Annotated in this window: 13 protein-coding genes; 8 read left to right on the forward strand and 5 right to left on the reverse strand. The window is 62.5% G+C overall.

Annotation, left to right across the window (positions count from 1 at the left end):
- Positions 1 to 42: 42 nt before the first annotated feature.
- The 7 genes from hrpA (at position 43) to LVD12_RS08340 (ending at position 9,482) form a co-directional block, all read left to right on the forward strand.
- Positions 43 to 3,993 carry an ATP-dependent RNA helicase HrpA gene (hrpA, locus tag LVD12_RS08310; RefSeq protein ID WP_255771691.1) on the forward strand — a complete coding sequence of 1,317 codons (3,951 nt, stop codon included), beginning with the start codon at positions 43 to 45 and terminating at the stop codon, positions 3,991 to 3,993.
- Between the two features lie 349 nt (positions 3,994 to 4,342).
- The gene (locus LVD12_RS08315) at positions 4,343 to 4,666 is read left to right on the forward strand and encodes an HvfA family oxazolone/thioamide-modified RiPP metallophore (protein ID WP_237067239.1); all 324 of its coding nucleotides are present in this window, start codon (positions 4,343 to 4,345) and stop codon (positions 4,664 to 4,666) included.
- A gap of 107 nt (positions 4,667 to 4,773) precedes the next feature.
- On the forward strand, positions 4,774 to 5,640 hold the full coding sequence (locus tag LVD12_RS08320; RefSeq protein WP_237067240.1) for an HvfB family MNIO-type RiPP peptide maturase: 867 nt from the start codon (positions 4,774 to 4,776) through the stop codon (positions 5,638 to 5,640).
- The gene (locus LVD12_RS08325) at positions 5,627 to 6,403 is read left to right on the forward strand and encodes an HvfC family RiPP maturation protein (RefSeq protein WP_237067241.1); all 777 of its coding nucleotides are present in this window, start codon (positions 5,627 to 5,629) and stop codon (positions 6,401 to 6,403) included. Before LVD12_RS08320 ends, LVD12_RS08325 begins: the two co-directional genes overlap by 14 nt.
- 134 nt (positions 6,404 to 6,537) lie before the next feature.
- Complete coding sequence (locus LVD12_RS08330) at positions 6,538 to 7,545, forward strand: MlaA family lipoprotein (protein ID WP_237067242.1); 1,008 nt, start codon at positions 6,538 to 6,540, stop codon at positions 7,543 to 7,545.
- Between the two features lie 32 nt (positions 7,546 to 7,577).
- Entirely contained in the window at positions 7,578 to 8,759 is a 1,182-nt protein-coding gene (locus LVD12_RS08335; RefSeq protein WP_237067243.1) for a PP2C family protein-serine/threonine phosphatase, read from the forward strand.
- Between the two features lie 204 nt (positions 8,760 to 8,963).
- Positions 8,964 to 9,482, forward strand: coding sequence for an STAS domain-containing protein (locus LVD12_RS08340; protein WP_237067244.1), 519 nt, complete (start codon positions 8,964 to 8,966; stop codon positions 9,480 to 9,482).
- A 38-nt stretch (positions 9,483 to 9,520) separates the two neighbouring features.
- Here the strand turns inward: LVD12_RS08340 and LVD12_RS08345 are convergent, their stop codons facing one another.
- The 5 genes from LVD12_RS08345 to LVD12_RS08365 form a co-directional block, all read right to left on the reverse strand.
- A complete protein-coding gene (locus LVD12_RS08345; protein WP_237067245.1) occupies positions 9,521 to 9,982 on the reverse strand; it encodes a tellurite resistance TerB family protein in 462 nt (153 codons plus the stop codon).
- Positions 9,963 to 10,940, reverse strand: coding sequence for a transaldolase (gene tal / locus LVD12_RS08350; RefSeq protein WP_237067246.1), 978 nt, complete (start codon positions 10,938 to 10,940; stop codon positions 9,963 to 9,965). The genes LVD12_RS08345 and tal overlap by 20 nt, the downstream gene beginning before the upstream one ends.
- A gap of 69 nt (positions 10,941 to 11,009) precedes the next feature.
- A complete protein-coding gene (dusA, locus tag LVD12_RS08355) occupies positions 11,010 to 12,023 on the reverse strand; it encodes a tRNA dihydrouridine(20/20a) synthase DusA (RefSeq protein ID WP_255771693.1) in 1,014 nt (337 codons plus the stop codon).
- Positions 12,024 to 12,181: 158 nt separating this feature from the next.
- Positions 12,182 to 13,387 carry a glycerol-3-phosphate dehydrogenase/oxidase gene (locus tag LVD12_RS08360; protein WP_237067248.1) on the reverse strand — a complete coding sequence of 402 codons (1,206 nt, stop codon included), beginning with the start codon at positions 13,385 to 13,387 and terminating at the stop codon, positions 12,182 to 12,184.
- Positions 13,371 to 14,225: a glycerophosphodiester phosphodiesterase family protein gene (locus LVD12_RS08365; protein WP_237067249.1), complete on the reverse strand. Its 855-nt coding sequence runs from the start codon at positions 14,223 to 14,225 to the stop codon at positions 13,371 to 13,373. The genes LVD12_RS08360 and LVD12_RS08365 overlap by 17 nt, the downstream gene beginning before the upstream one ends.
- Before the next feature lie 549 nt (positions 14,226 to 14,774).
- On the opposite strand from LVD12_RS08365, the gene LVD12_RS08370 reads away from it, so the two are divergent.
- Positions 14,775 to 15,485 (forward strand): fimbrial biogenesis chaperone, encoded by a 711-nt coding sequence (locus LVD12_RS08370; RefSeq protein WP_237067250.1) that lies wholly within the window; start codon positions 14,775 to 14,777, stop codon positions 15,483 to 15,485.

The raw sequence follows: 15,485 nt of genomic DNA on the forward strand, positions 1-15,485 counted from the left end.
CGCAGCAGGTATAATGGCTGGTTTGCGGTCAGTTTGTGGATTATGAGTCACTCCGAAGCCAACCCAGTCAACCAGGCCCGCCGGGCCCTGGACAGTCTCAGCGCCGAGTTTGATCAGCGCCTGGACCACTGCATGGGCCGCGACCGGTACCGCCTGCGCAAGGCGCTCGCCAATGCACGGCGGCGGGTGAAATCCGGCAAGCCGGCAGACCGGATGCTCGAGCAGCTGCAACGTGACTTGCAGGCCTCTGCGGCGCTGGCCTCTGCGCGCCGCGAAAAGTTGCCGACAGTGACCTGGCCGGAGGAACTGCCGGTGGTTGCGCGCCGGGAGGAAATCGCCGCGCTGATCGCCGACCACCAGGTGGTGGTGGTCGCGGGTGAAACCGGCTCCGGCAAAACCACCCAGCTGCCCAAGATCTGCCTGGAGCTCGGTCGTGGGGTCTACGGTCAGATTGGTCACACGCAGCCGCGGCGAATCGCCGCGCGCACGGTGGCGAACCGCATCGCCGAGGAACTCAACCAGCCCCTGGGTCACTCGGTGGGTTACCAGGTGCGCTTCACTGACCACAGTGACGAGCATACCCACGTCAAGCTGATGACCGACGGTATCCTGCTGGCGGAAATCCAGCGCGACCCGCTGCTGAACAAATACGACACCCTCATCATCGATGAGGCCCACGAACGCAGCCTCAATATCGACTTCCTCCTCGGTTATCTGAAGACCATCCTGCCCAAGCGCCCGGACCTGAAGCTGATCATCACCTCGGCGACCATCGACCTGGAGAAGTTTTCCCGGCATTTCGACGATGCGCCGATCATCGAGGTTTCCGGTCGCACCTATCCGGTGGAAATCCATTACCGTCCACCCGCGGACAGCGAGGCCGATCTCAACGAGCAGGTGATTGCCGCGGTCGACGAGCTGCTGCACGAGGAAAAGAGCAGCGGCCGCCGCGGGGGCGATATTCTCGTCTTCATGAGTGGCGAGCGGGAAATCCGCGAGTGTGCCAAGGCCCTGCGGGACGCACAGATTCCACAACTGGAAGTGCTGCCACTTTATGCTCGGCTGAGCCTTGCCGAGCAGAACAGGGTTTTCCACGGGCACAAGGGCCGGCGCATCGTGCTGGCCACCAACGTGGCGGAAACCTCCATTACCGTACCCGGCATCCGTTACGTGATCGATCCCGGCACCGCGCGCGTGAGCCGCTACAGCTACCGCAGCAAGATCCAGCGGCTCCCGGTCGAAGCGATCTCCCAGGCCAGCGCCAACCAGCGCGCCGGTCGCTGTGGGCGGGTCAGCGCCGGTGTCTGTGTGCGACTCTATGAAGAGCGCGATTTCGAGCAGCGGCCCGAATTTACCGATGCGGAAATATTGCGCACAAACCTGGCGGCGGTGATCCTGCAGATGCTGCAATTGCGCATTGGTGATATCCGCGATTTTCCCTTTGTGGATCCACCCGATGAGCGCCTGATCAACGACGGTTACAAACTGCTGCAGGAACTGCAGGCCGTGGATGCCGGCGGCAAGGTCACCCAATTTGGCCGGGCACTGTCCCGTCTGCCGCTGGATCCGCGCCTTGGCCGCATGTTGATGGCAGCGGGGGACAACGACAGTTTGCGTGAGGTGTTGATCATCGTCAGCGCCCTGGCCGTGCAGGATCCGCGCGAACGCCCGGCAGAGAAACGCCAGGCGGCGGATGAAAAGCACCGCCAGTGGCAGCACGAGCAGTCGGACTTCGTCTCCTTCGTGCAGCTCTGGGATGCGTTTGAAGAGCAGCGCCAGGAGCTGAGCCAGAACCAGCTGCGCAAGTGGTGCCAGAAGAATTACCTGTCCTGGCTGCGCATGCGTGAGTGGCGGGACATACACCACCAGCTACGGGTGGCTACCCGTGAACTGAAGCTGAAGGAAAACCGCGAGCCGGCTTCCTATGAGGCCATTCACCGGGCAATCCTGCCGGGGCTGCTTGGCAATATCGGTGTGCGTGACGAGAACAAGGAGTTCCTCGGCTGCCGTAACCGCCGCTTCCACATTTTTCCCGGCAGTGGCCAATTCAAGAAGCCGCCCCGCTGGGTCGTGGCTGCACAGCTGCTGGAGACCAGCCGCCTGTTTGCCCATACCGTCGCCCGCATCGAGCCGGACTGGGTGCTGGCAGTGTCAGAGCACCTGGTCAAGCGCGGCTACTCCGAACCGCATTACGATGCCCGTGGCGGCCGGGTGATGGCGTTCGAAAAGGTAACTCTGTACGGCCTGGTGCTGGTTGAAAAGAAACGCATTCACTACGGCAAGCTGAATCCGCAAGTGGCGCGCGAGGTCTTTATCCGCCAGGCACTGGTTGAGCAGCGCTATCGCGGCAAGGGTCGGTTCTTCAAACACTACCGGTCGCTGCTCGAGGAGCTGGAGGACCTGGAGGCCAAGTCACGCCGGCGGGATATCGTTGTCGACGACGAGGTGATCTTCCGCTTCTTCGATGAGCGGCTGCCGGAGGATATTGTCAACCTGGCGGGCTTCGAGCACTGGCGCAAGCAGGCGGAATCCCGCGATCCCGAATTGCTGATGATTCCACGGGACCTGCTGATGCAGCAGAGCGCCGATCATATCGGCGAGGCGCAGTTCCCGGACACCCTGCAGACCGGCGGGATAGAGTTTCCGCTCAGCTATCACTTCGAGCCGGGTAGCCCGGAGGACGGGGTAAGCATCCGCGTACCGGTTGCGGCCCTGCATCAGGTGCCTGAAGCCCGGTTGTCGTGGCTGGTGCCAGGACTTCTGCGCGATAAATGCATCGCCCTGGTGAAGGGGTTGCCCAAACAGTGGCGCAAATATTTTGTACCGGTGCCGGCCGCGGTGGACCGGGCATTGCCGAGGATGAAGCCGGACAACACGCCCCTGTGGCAGGCGCTGGCGCTGGAGTTAAAGCGCCAGACGGCCCAAGAGCTGCCCGAGGAAGCCTGGGCCCGGGCTGAAAGCAGCCTGGAGGATTTCTACCGTTTCAATATCCAGGTGCTGGATGAGTCCGGCAAGCGCCTCGACCAGGGGCGTGACCTGTCGCAATTACAGGAGCGCTACCGGGACCGAGTGCAGCGTGAGATCGCCACCGCCGGGGACGACTTCGAGCGGGAGGGCATCACCCTGTGGGATTTCGGTGACCTGCCGGAAACCCACACCATGGACCAGGGTGGCCTCAAGATGCGGGCTTATCCCGCGCTGGAAGACCGCGGGGACAGCGTGGCCCTGCGGCTGCTGGATAACCCGGCCGAAGCACGACGCACCAGCCGCGCCGGCATCTCCCGGCTGGCACTGCTGCACCTGCCCGAAAAAGTGAAATACCTGCGCAAGGAATTGCTACGCGGCAAGGAGCTGGGCCTGTCCGCCGCCGACCTGGGCCGCCGCGAGGAGGTGGCCGACGATATCATGCTGGCAGCAGCGAGAGAGCTGTTCTGGCCCGATGGGCAGTGGCCCCGAGCCGAGCGTGACTTCCTTGCGGCACTGGAGCGCCAGGAAAAATTCATCGAGGTCGCACAGGAAATTGCCGCGTTACTGGTCAGGGCGCTCGGTGATCTGGTGCCGCTGCGTAAGACAATCAAGCAGCAGAAAAACCTTGCCGTTGCCATGGCGGTGGGAGATATCCAGCAGCAGCTGGCAGGTCTTTTCTATCGCGGTTTCCTGTTCGATACGCCTATGGAGTGGCTGCGCCAGTATGGCCGTTACCTCAAGGGCATTTCCATGCGCCTCGAGAAGGCCGCACTGGATCCCAACCGTGACCGGCGCTTGCAAGCGGAGTATCAGGACGCCGCACAGCCGTTTATGGATTTGCTCGCGCAATACTCGCATCCGGCGCTGATGGCCGAGCCGGTACTGGTCGATTACCGCTGGATGCTGGAGGAATTCCGTATTTCGCTGTTTGCCCAGTCATTGAAGACCCTGATGCCGGTGTCGGTAAAACGACTGCGCAAGCAGTGGCAGGAAATCGAGCAGGCCGGTCTGCGCTTCTCCCAGTGAGCAGTGAGTCGCTGCTAGCCGGCCTTCAGTCGTACGGTGCAACTCGCACTCCACCCATGCAGGATGCCCGCCGCTGGCAGGGCTGGGCGGTACCGGGCTGGATGAAAAATGATCGCCTGCGACCAGAAATCGAATCAAAAACACGGTTGCTGTAACAACTACCGCTCAATAACGACTATTCAACCGGAGTCCGCTTAACGAATTGCCGGATTTGAGGCAACTTTACTGATACGTTGCGGGTCTCAGAACGTAACTGCCTGTGAGCAGGGCGCATTATACTGCCGGGAAGGCGGTGGAAAGCTCCGCCACGTGGCTATAAGACTTTAGGGTATTAAACAGGAGAATCGTTATGAACAAGAAGAATGTACCGCTTGCCGCTGCCGTTGGCGCCGCTTTCCTTGCGTCCGCGTCCCTGAACGTATCCGCCGGTATTGCCAGTGATGCCAATCCGTTCGCCGCCGAGAAGCTGTCCTCAGGTTACAACCTGGCCGTCATGAGTGAGCACGGCTCTGACGACAAGAAGAAAGAGGGCAAGTGCGGCGAAGGTAAGTGTGGCGAGGAAGGCAAGAAAAAAGAAGGTAAGTGCGGCGAAGGCAAGTGCGGCGAAGAAGGCAAGAAGAAAGAAGGTAAGTGTGGTGAGGGTAAGTGCGGTGAGGGTAAGTGCGGCGGATAAACCGTTTGCTTTCACTTGTCCGGGGGCGTCATGCCCCCGGTACCTGCCACCCTCTTTCCGGTGCCATCTAGCCCGCGGCCAGTCGATGACATTCCAGAGCGTCAACCATGAGTAGTGCTGACCAAAGAGCATTCCCCGTCGAGGGCGCAGGCCTCGGTTTGCGTCGCTCCATGATGGGCGAGGAAGTATCACCGGAGCACATCGATTTTCTCGAAGTGGCCCCGGAGAACTGGATCGGCGTGGGGGGGCGCTTCGGACGCTGGCTGCGGGAGCAGACCGAACGTTTCCCGTTTGTGACCCACGGCCTGTCTCTGTCCATCGGCTCCCCCGCGCCTCTCGATATGGATTTGGTACGCTCGATCAAGGCATTTATCCGTGAGCACGACATCCGCTGTTACAGCGAGCACCTGAGCTACTGTTCGGACCACGGCCATCTGTATGACCTGTTGCCGATCCCCTTCACGGAAGAGGCGGTGCGTTACGTGGCGGAGCGTATCCGCCGGGTGCAGGATACCCTCGGTCAGCGCATCGCCATGGAGAACGTTTCCTATTACGCAGCCCCTGGCCAGGAGATGACCGAGCTCGACTTCATTACCGCGGTTCTGGAGGCGGCGGATTGTGACCTGCTGCTGGATGTGAACAACATTTACGTCAACAGTATCAATCATCGTTACGATCCCGTGGACTTTCTGCGCGGGTTGCCGGGGGAACGTATCGCTTACGTTCACGTGGCCGGACATTATGACGAGGCGGAAGATCTCAAGGTCGATACGCACGGTGCGCCGGTCATCGGTCCGGTGTGGGCGTTGCTGGAGGAGGCCTACCGGCTGCACGGCGCCCTGCCCACGCTACTGGAGCGCGACTTCAATATCCCGCCGCTGCCAAAGCTGTTCGAGGAGGTGGCGCAGATCCGCGAGATCCAGTCCCACGTCCAGCCCCAAATACAACGCAAGGCACAATATGCGCACCGCTGACGGAAAAGCAGCGAAAGGCGCGCAGTTCCAGCAGATGCAGCGGGAGTTTGCCGCCCACCTGCGCAATCCCCGCGAGCACGCGCCGCCCGCCGAGATCGAGGATCGTCGCCTCGCCATCTACCGCGACCTGATTTACAACAATATCGAGTCTTTTATTGCCAGCGGCTTCCCGGTTTTGCGCAAGCTCTACAGTGATAGTGACTGGCATGCGATGGTGCGTGACTTCGTTCACCGCCATGCCTCCCAGAGCCCTTATTTCCTGCAGATCAGTGAGGAGTTCCTGCACTACCTGCAGAGCGAGCGCGAGCCGCACCCCTGCGATCCGCCGTTCCTGCTGGAGCTGGCCCATTACGAGTGGGTGGAGCTGGCACTGGATGTCAGTGATGCCGAAATGCCGCAGGGCCTGAAGCGGGAGGGAGATGTGCTGGCCGGGGTGCCGGTGGTATCCCCGCTGGTTTGGAGCCTGAATTACCGCTTTCCGGTCCACCAGATCGGTCCCGCCTTCCAGCCCGAAGAGGCGCCGGATGCGCCCACCTTCCTGCTGGTCTACCGCGACCGGAGCGATGCCATCAGCTTTATGGAGACCAATGCGGTCACGGCGCGGCTGTTGCAGCTGGCGCAGGGCGAGGAGACAACCGGTCGCGAACTGCTGCTGGCGCTTGCCGGTGAGATGAACCACCCGGATCCGGAAGTTTTACTGCAATTCGGGCGGGATCTGCTGGAAAAACTGCTGAGCGCCGGTATCATCGCCGGGCTGCGCTGAGAGAGCGCAGCATCGAAAAAACGGGTGCTTTTGGCCGAAAAAACAGGCCGACTGCTATGCTGCCAAGGGTGGCTCCCGCTTGCCCCGGGCGGTAAAATCTTTCCACTTCCATGATTTGTCACAGGAGCAGGGTTTTGCTGGGACGCACAAATGGTTTGCCCTCACTGACACTGTCGGTACTGCTGGCACTGCCACTGACTGCCTTTGGTCAGGATGACCCGTTCGCCGAGGTGCCGCCAGAAAATCTGCCGGCTACGGAGCAGTCGACTCCGGCAGGTACGGATGAAGACAGCGCCGAAGCCGATGCTGCCGCAACGGTAGATGGCCCGGATGACGGTGACGAGAGCTCGGACAGCAGCCCGGCGACGGATACCGGCGGTTCCCTCGAGGATGAGTACGGTTTCGATCCCGCAGCGGAGTTTGGCGGCCAGGAGGATTCTGCCACCCAGGATCCCTGGGAAGACGTCAATCGCGCCATCTTTCGCTTCAATGACACCGCCGATCGCTGGGTCCTGAAGCCTCTCGCGGTGACCTACCGCGAAGTCACCCCGATTTTCATGCAGCACGGGGTCAGCAACTTCTACGGCAACCTGCTCGAAGTCACCAATTCCCTCAACAGTGCCCTGCAGTGGAAATGGGGGCAGGCCGGCAATGATGCCGGTCGTTTCCTGATCAACAGCACCGTGGGTGTGGTGGGCCTGTTCGATGTGGCCCAGCACTGGGGGCTCGAGCCCAATGATGGAGAGGATTTCGGCCAGACCCTGGCAGTCTGGGGAGTACCGGCGGGGCCCTATGTGGTGCTGCCGTTCCTGGGCCCGTATACGCTGAGGGATGTCCCCGGCGGTTGGGTGGATGTCTATACCAACCCCATTTACTACATCGATCACAACCCCACCGAGTATGCTTTCCGCTTCGGTGACCTGGTGCAGACGCGTGCCAGCTATCTGAAGACCGAGTCCCTGCTGCAGGGGGACCGCTATGTACTACTGCGGGATGCCTACCTGCAGCGGCGCGAGTTCCTGATCAATGACGGTGCTTCCTCCACCGACACCGACGACGATGCCGACACCGCTGAAGGTGATGGCGATGAGACCGGTGAGGCTGAAACAGAAAGCGAAGTCGACGACCCCTTTGCCTTCTGAAGAAACAATAACGACCAGGTTGGGTTGACCCTATGGGCGAGCGCCAGTCACTGCTGTTGATCGAGGCCGACCAGCCCTCCCGCGATTTTGTCAGGCAGGCCCTGGTGCGCCAGGGCTTCGCGGTGACTACCGCGCAGAGCGGCCTCGAGGGAATCGGCCAGTTTGCGCCGGGCCTGTTCCAGCTGGTGGTCACTGACCTGCATCTGCCGGACATGGGCGGCCTCGAAGTGCTGCGCAAGATCAAGCAGGCCTGTCGGGAGACGCCCGTGGTGGTCCTCGCCTCCAACAGCCAGGTCAACGATGTGGTCCAGGCGCTGCGTCTGGGGGCCAGCGATTACCTGCTCAAGCCGATCGAAGACGAAACCGTCATCGAACATGCGGTGTCCCGCATCACCGAAGCCCAGAAACTGGCGCGGGAAAACCGCGAGTATCGCGAGGCGCTGGAGCGGCGCAACCGGGAACTGCGGGATCATGTGGAAGTGCTGCAACGGGACCAGGAGGCCGGCCGGCTGTTGCAGCAGCACCTGTTGCCCCGTACCCCCTATCAGTATCCGGCCGGGATCGAGGCCGCCTATCGGCTGGTCCCCTCTCTCTTTCTCAGCGGCGATTTCATCGATTACGGCCTGTTCGGGGAGCGCTTTGTCGCCTTCTACCTTGTCGATGTTTCCGGGCATGGGGTGTCATCGGCACTGGTCACCGCATTGATCAAGCACAGCATCATGCACCTGTTGCGTGAGCGCCCCCTGTTTACCCACCTGGATACCCTTCACGACGACCTGCTGGAAATCCTGCAGACCATCAACCGGGAGTTGCTCGCCACACGGCTCGACAAGCACGCCACTATGTTTGTCGGCGCCATCGACAGTCGCGCCCGCAAGTTGCACTACGCGGTGGCCGGACAGGTGCCGACGCCGGCGCTGGTGACCGGACACGGGGCGGAATGGCTGCCGGGCAAAGGGCGTCCGCTGGGGTTGTTCGAGCAGGGCAACTGGCAGGTACTCGAGGCTGCATTGCCGAGTACCTGGAGCCTGGTGGCCTGTTCCGATGGTGTGCTGGAGCTGTTCAGTGGCGACCTGCTGGAACGGGAGCAGCAGCTGCTGACTGCCATCGACAAGAGCCGCGGGGACCTGGACAGCCTCTGTTCGGCGCTGCGGGTGGATACATCGGACGCGCTGCCGGACGATGTGACCATTCTCACCCTGCGCCAGAGTTGAATAAGAGGCTGACTAAGCGGTCCACAACGGGTGGGGCAAATGCTTGTCACTCCCGGGTCGCAGGAGTAAGCTCCGCCCGATTTACAGTCAAAAGTGTGGGATTCGGCGGTAGTAACGGCTGATATCGCACACAGGCAATGTGAACTTTCGCCACTTCTGTAGTGATCGCCAGAGTGCGGCACGGCGGAGGTGCCAGAGGTTGTTATGCAGTCCGGGCAAATAATGGTCGGTGCCCACGAGGGTATCTACGTCATCAAGCTGGTTGGCGATGTGCGGCTTAACCTCTGTACCTCGTTCGATAACTTTATCGACAGCATGTTTCAGCACGATGACTTCGATGATGTCGTGTTTGATCTTCATGGCGCCAAAGGCGTCGACAGCACAACGCTCGGCCTGATGGCCAAGATCGCCATCCGTGCCCTCGAGCGCGGTTGCGAAAAGCCGTTGGTGCTGACCACCGACCAGGGCATTCACCACCTGCTCGATGCCATGGGTTTCGATGCCCTGATCGAGATCAGTGAAGAGCACCGGGATTACGCCGCTGACCCGAAACCCCTGAAGTGCAAGACCCCGGATGAGTGCGCCGCGCGTGAGAAAGTGCTGGAAGCGCACCGGGTGCTGATGAGCATGAACGAGCACAATGCGGAGACTTTCCGCGATCTGGTCCACACCCTCGAGCGCGAGTGCGATCCCCTCGACAGTCCCTCCACCCGCATGCATTGATGTGGCAGGCGGCCCCGGCTGCCTGACTCTGTCCCGTTTTATTTGAGCTTGGCCATTTCCCTGGCCTCCGCGCGCGCGCGGGTGAAGAGTCCGTGGGGCAGGTAAACAAGATCCGCCACCCGGCGGATCAGGTGTTCCTCAAAGGGCTCGATGGTGCCGTCGGCCAGCGCCACCTGCCACATTTGCCGCACCAGCAGGTATTTGTCCCGGTCGTCGAATTCCCGGTTTACCGTCTGGGTGAACTCGTACAGGGAAGTGGCATCCTCACGGTGCCCGAGCGCCTCCTCCACCAGTGCGCCGGCTTCATCGGCCTCGAGCCGGTAATGCTGCTGCAGTACAGAAACCAGTGTCTCCCGCTCACGCACGTCCAGCTCGTGATCCACCGTAGCCACCTCTGCCAGCAGGGCGGCGCTGATCATGCGCAGGTCCGACGCATCGCGCTTTTCGATGTCCTCGCTGTCGCCGATCTGATCGAACAGTTTACGGATTTGTCGCAGCATCGCGGGTCGTATGCTCCTTCGCCTGTTGCAGGAGCAGCTGCTCCAGCTGGTCCTGATCGTGGACAAAGTTGCGGATGCCCTCGGCCAGTTTTTCAGTGGCCATGGCGTCCGCGTTCAGCTGGTAGCGGAACTCCGCTTCTGTCAGCGCGTGGGTGGGGCGTTCTTCCGGGGCCACCTGCTCCGGCAGGCCGCTGGCCAGGGTGCCGGTATCCTCCTCCAGGGCCTGCAGCAACTGCGGGCTGATGGTGAGGCGGTCGCAGCCGGCCAGGGCCTCGATCTCGCCGGTATTGCGGAAGCTTGCTCCCATCACCACCGTCTCGTAGCCGCGGGCTTTGTAATACTGGTAGATGCCCCGCACCGAGGCCACACCGGGATCCTCTTCCGCGGTGAAATCCCTGCCGCTGTTGGCCTTGTGCCAGTCCAGGATACGGCCCACGAACGGCGAAATCAGCGTGACCCCGGCCTCGGCGCAGGCGACCGCCTGGCAGAAACTGAAGAGCAATGTCAGGTTGCAGCGAATACCCTCGCGCTCGAGGATGCCGGCAGCGGTGATGCCCTCCCAGGTGGACGCGACCTTGATCAGTACGCGCTCGCGCCCGATACCGGCCTGCTGGTAGAGGTGGATCAGCTGCCGTGCATATTCCACCGTGGCGCGGGTATCGAACGAGAGACGTGCGTCCACCTCGGTGGAGACCACCCCCGGCACTATCTCCAGGATCTCGGCACCGATGGCCACGGCGAGCTTCATCGCCGCCAGCCGGCCGCGCTCACCGCTGTGCCGGTCTGCCCATGCCAGGGCGTCGATGAGATAGGGCTGGTACTGGGGCAACTGGGCCGCCTTGTAGAGGAGTGAGGGGTTGGTGGTGGCGTCGTGGGGGCGATAGCGCCGGATTGCCTCGATATCGCCGGTATCGGCCACCACCAGGCTGCGCTGCCGCAATTGCTCCAGTTTGTTCATCTCACTTCCTTTCGTTTACTTATCTTACTTATCGGCGCTACCAGCAAAATGCCGCGCGCTGTAGCGGGATCAGGCTGCCTGGGTCACGAGGGACAGGGCCTCCCGCATCACCTCGGGACCTGCGCCGGGCTTGTGGGCGTTCTCGCTCAGGTGGCGCCGGAAGCGCCTCGCGCCGGGTACCCCCTGGAAAAGTCCCAGCATATGGCGGCTGATGTAGTTCAGTCGCGCGCCGCCGCTCATTTGCTGCTCGATGTAGGGCAACATCTGCTCGACCACCTCGACCGGGGACGGGCCGGGATTGTCGCCAAACAGGTGGCTGTCCACCTGCGCCAGGATCACGGGGTTCTGGTAGGCGGCGCGCCCCAGCATAACACCATCGAGCTGCTGCAAATGTTGCTCGCATTCCTCCAGCGAATTGATGCCGCCGTTGAGCACGATTTCCAGCTGGGGAAAATCCCGCTTCAGCTGGTAGACCATGTCGTATTTCAGTGGCGGTATCTCCCGGTTTTCTTTCGGGCTGAGGCCGTTCAGCCACGCCTTGCGCGCGTGCACGATGAAGGTGTTAATCCCGACCGCCGCCTGGGCCTCGACGAATGTGGTGAGACCGGCGTAGTCCTCCATGTCATCGATGCCGATACGGTGCTTGACGGTCACCGGGATGGAGACGGCCTCGCGCATGGCCGCCAGGCAGTCTGCCACCAGTGCGGGCTCGGCCATGAGGCAGGCGCCGAAGCGGCCGGATTGCACCCGGTCACTGGGGCAGCCGCAGTTCAGGTTCACTTCGCTATAGCCCCACTGCTCGGCCAGCTGGGCGCACTGCGCCAGGTCTTTCGGGTCGCTGCCGCCGAGCTGCAGTGCCACCGGCTGCTCCTCGGGACTGAAGTCCAGGTGCCGCGCCCGGTCCCCGAACAGCAGGGCGCCGGTGGTGACCATTTCCGTATACAGGGTGGCGCGCTTGCTCAGCAGGCGCCAGAAATAGCGGCAGTGACGGTCACTCCAATCCATCAGCGGCGCGGTGCAGAACCGGTGGGAAACGGCCCTCGAAGTATCACTCGGGGATTGTGGGGAGGGAGACTCGGGCATACAGACAGTGTGTTCGGACAGCAGAGTGTGTCCGCGCATTATAGGGGAAGGGACTCATCGGCCGTAACCGGCGGAGAAGGCGCTGAGAGCTTTTAGGGCTTTGCCGGGCGCTTCAGCGGGCAGTATCCCTCTGCCCTTCATCCTGGCCCGGCAATTCCCTAGTGATTTTCCTTCTCGGAGCGGTTCGGACTGCTCGCCGTGGTGCACTCGCCCGGCTGGTCCGGCTCGGCGGAGTCCAGTGTCGGACGCAGCGTCTTGACGATTTTCCGCGCCGTGGCCCGATAGCTGGTCAGCTTGCCGCCGGCAACGGCCAGAACCCGTGGTCGCCGCGAGTTGTCGCAGCAGATCAGCGTGTCGCGGGGCCGCGAGAAGGGGGTGTCTTTTGATTGTGGCAGCACCCGCAGCCCTGCCCAGCTGTCGCAGATATCTTTGCCGCGCAGTTGCCGGGTCTGGGGGAAATAACGCTGCACCGTCTGCAGCAGGTATTGCTCTTCTTCCAGTGTCGGGGCTACGTCGCGGGGATCGCCCCGGTAGCTGCGTTCGGTGGTGCCCACCAGGGTCCTGCCCTGCCAGGGCATCACGAAGATGGCTCGGCCATCCTCTGCCTCGACATAGAAAATCTTGTCGCCCAGGGAAATGGGCAGTTCGATATGGGTGCCGGCCACCAGCTCCAGCGGCGGCAGCGGCACCTGGGGTGCACAGCGGTCATTGGTATTGCTGACCCAGGGACCGCTGCAATTCACCAGCACCCGGGCGCGCAGGGTGTTCAGCTGGCCATCGGCCACATAGTCCACGCGCATCCCCTGGCTGGTGAGCTCGGCACCGACGAGGCTGCCGGGGCAGATCAGCTGCGCCCCCCTGGCAACGGCGGACTCCACGACGTTGCGTGTCAGTGCGGCGTCATCCGTCTGCGCATCGTAATAGCGATAGACTGCAATCAGGTCCTCGTGGACCAGGCCGGAGAGCTGTTCCCATTCGCGGCGGGGTACCGAGCGGAATCGGGACTGGCCGCTGATCACTCCGGCCAGCAGGGCGTAGAGGGTCAGCCCCAGGCGCACGGTCCAGGGCGAGCGACGGCTGTGGCGGTAGACCGGGATGTAGAACGGCACCATGCGCACCAGCTGCGGCTTGTTCATCAGCAGCCAGCGCCGCTCACGCAGGCATTCATACACCAGGTGGAACTGGCCGCTCTCCAGGTAGCGAAGCCCACCGTGAATCAGCTTCGACGAGCGGGACGAGGTGGCTGCGGCAATGCCAATCTGTTCGAGGATGGCTACCCGGTAGCCGGCCTCGGCCAGCGCCTCTGCCGCCCCGGCACCCTGGATGCCGGCACCGACCACCAGGACATCAAAATCCGTAGACATCGCTGGCTTCCCGGGAGCGCATCAGCAGGGGCAGGTTGCCGGTGAGGATGTGGTGTGCGCCACGCCGGCGCCATTCGACGGCCTCCTCGGCGGAATTCACTTCATAGACCACCCACTGCCAGGGGCCCGGGGGCAGTTCCGCGCAGTCGATGCGGTTGTCGCGGATCAACAGGTAGTCGGGAGCCAGGGTCAACACCTCGATCGAAAGGCACTGGACCACGCTGTCCAGCTTCAGGGCCACCTGGTCGCAGCCGATGCTGCGGGCCAGGCGCAGGGTGCGACAGTCCCGGGTGAGCAAGGCGAACGCATCGCTCTGGTGCCGCAGTCGCCGGGCCACAGCCTCGACCGCCTGCTCGGCGCCCACGCTCTTCAGGGTCTTGTCCTGCAGCTCGATAAACCAGTCCAGGTGCCTGTGACGGCCGGCCCAGTCCAGAAGCTGGGCAAAGGTATTCATGGGCAGCTGGCGCAGGTCCCGGTCGCTGATCCGGTGCAGGGGTTTGGCCCGGCGCGCACCGGGTAATTTGAGGTTGGGGTGGGCGCAGCACCAGGGAGTGCCCTCGGTGCTGAACTGGACCTGGGCCTGGATGGCGCAGGCGCCGAGGCTGTGGGCGCCCTCGAAGGCGGCGATGGTGTTTTCCGGTTGGCGGCTGGTGTCGCCACGGTGCGCTATCAGCATGGAGTCGATCCGTTCGGCGGGCGTTATTGTGCTTTCGGAGCGCGCGCTGTGCCCGCGCAGGCGCTCATCGCAACAACCTGAATTCTTGTCGATGCCCCGCGTTGTGCCCATAAGCGGGCCCGTGCGTTGGCCGCGGCCATACAGGAAAAATAGTCGCTGCATGCGTGCTTGCAAGGCACCAGCGCAGTAAAAGCCGGGGCTGTCTGACCGCCCTCAGTCGCTCATTCCCTTGAGGCTACACTCAATCCGGGGGCAGCCATAACGCGGTGGTCATCAGCGGTCAGAGGTTTGTTGTGAGCGGTACAAGACAGGATGTTCGCCCGGCGCTGGTTCTTCTCGCAGTTCTGGGTTGTTGGCCCTGGCAACTCGCCCTCGGTGAGGGAGCGACAGCCTCCGCATCGGCACGCATCACCCTGCATATTGCCCCCCGCACCGAGCTCCATTGGCCGCAGGACCCGTCAGCGGCAACGCTCTGCCTGCACCGGCAACCGGCAGAGCGCTTTCAGGTCGAGGTACGCAATAGCCAGGGGGAACTGGTGCAGAGCGTTGCCGGTAGCCCGGGCAGTCTGTGTCTGCCAATCGGCCCTGGCGGGACGTCAGGTCAGGGGGATGCAGTCACACCAGGGGCGGAGGTATTGATTGTGGCGCAGTAGTTGTTTCCATTGCCGTGCCATTTAGAATGGGGGCCTGTGTCACCAGCGGCCCTGACCGATGAAAAAAACAGCTGCCAGAAACCTGTCCCTGTTCCTTGCCCTGATCCTAACCGCGGCCGCGGGTCCGCTGTCGGCTGCCATGGCGCTGGACAAGATCATCGTCTACCTGGATGACACGCCGAATGCCCGCGATGATATCGTGGTGACCAACCCCGATGCAGAGAACCTCTACCTGCAGACCGAAATCTATCGGGTGGACAACCCGGGTACCCCGGAAGAGAAGCGCGTGCGCGTCGTGGACCCGCGGGAATTCAAGCTGCTGGTCAGTCCCTCCAAGGCGGTGATCGGCCCGGGCGAGCAGAAGCGCTTTCGCCTCATGTCGCTGGAGCGCAATCTCGACACCGAGAAAGTCTACCGGGTGACGTTCAAACCGGTGGTGGGGGATATCAAGACCGACCGCACGGCCCTGAAGATCCTGGTCGCCTACCAGGCGCTGGTATTCGTACAGCCGCAGGACGGACAATTCCAGTTGCAGCTGGTCCGTGAGGGCGATCGCTGGCAGCTGCGCAACAGCGGCAACGTCAATGTGGAAATTGCCAGTGCGCAGCATTGCGAAGGGGAAGGCCGCTGCAGCGACATTTCACTGACCGGACGTGTCTACGCCGGAACCAGTCTGCCGCTTGAAGCTGACCTGCAGGGCGGCTACCTGTCCCTGCTGGCCCGATCCGCAGGCAACACGGAAAAGCTCCGCATCCCGGTGGCAGAATAA

This window comes from Microbulbifer guangxiensis (assembly GCF_021729075.1).
Taxonomy (GTDB): domain Bacteria; phylum Pseudomonadota; class Gammaproteobacteria; order Pseudomonadales; family Cellvibrionaceae; genus Microbulbifer; species Microbulbifer guangxiensis.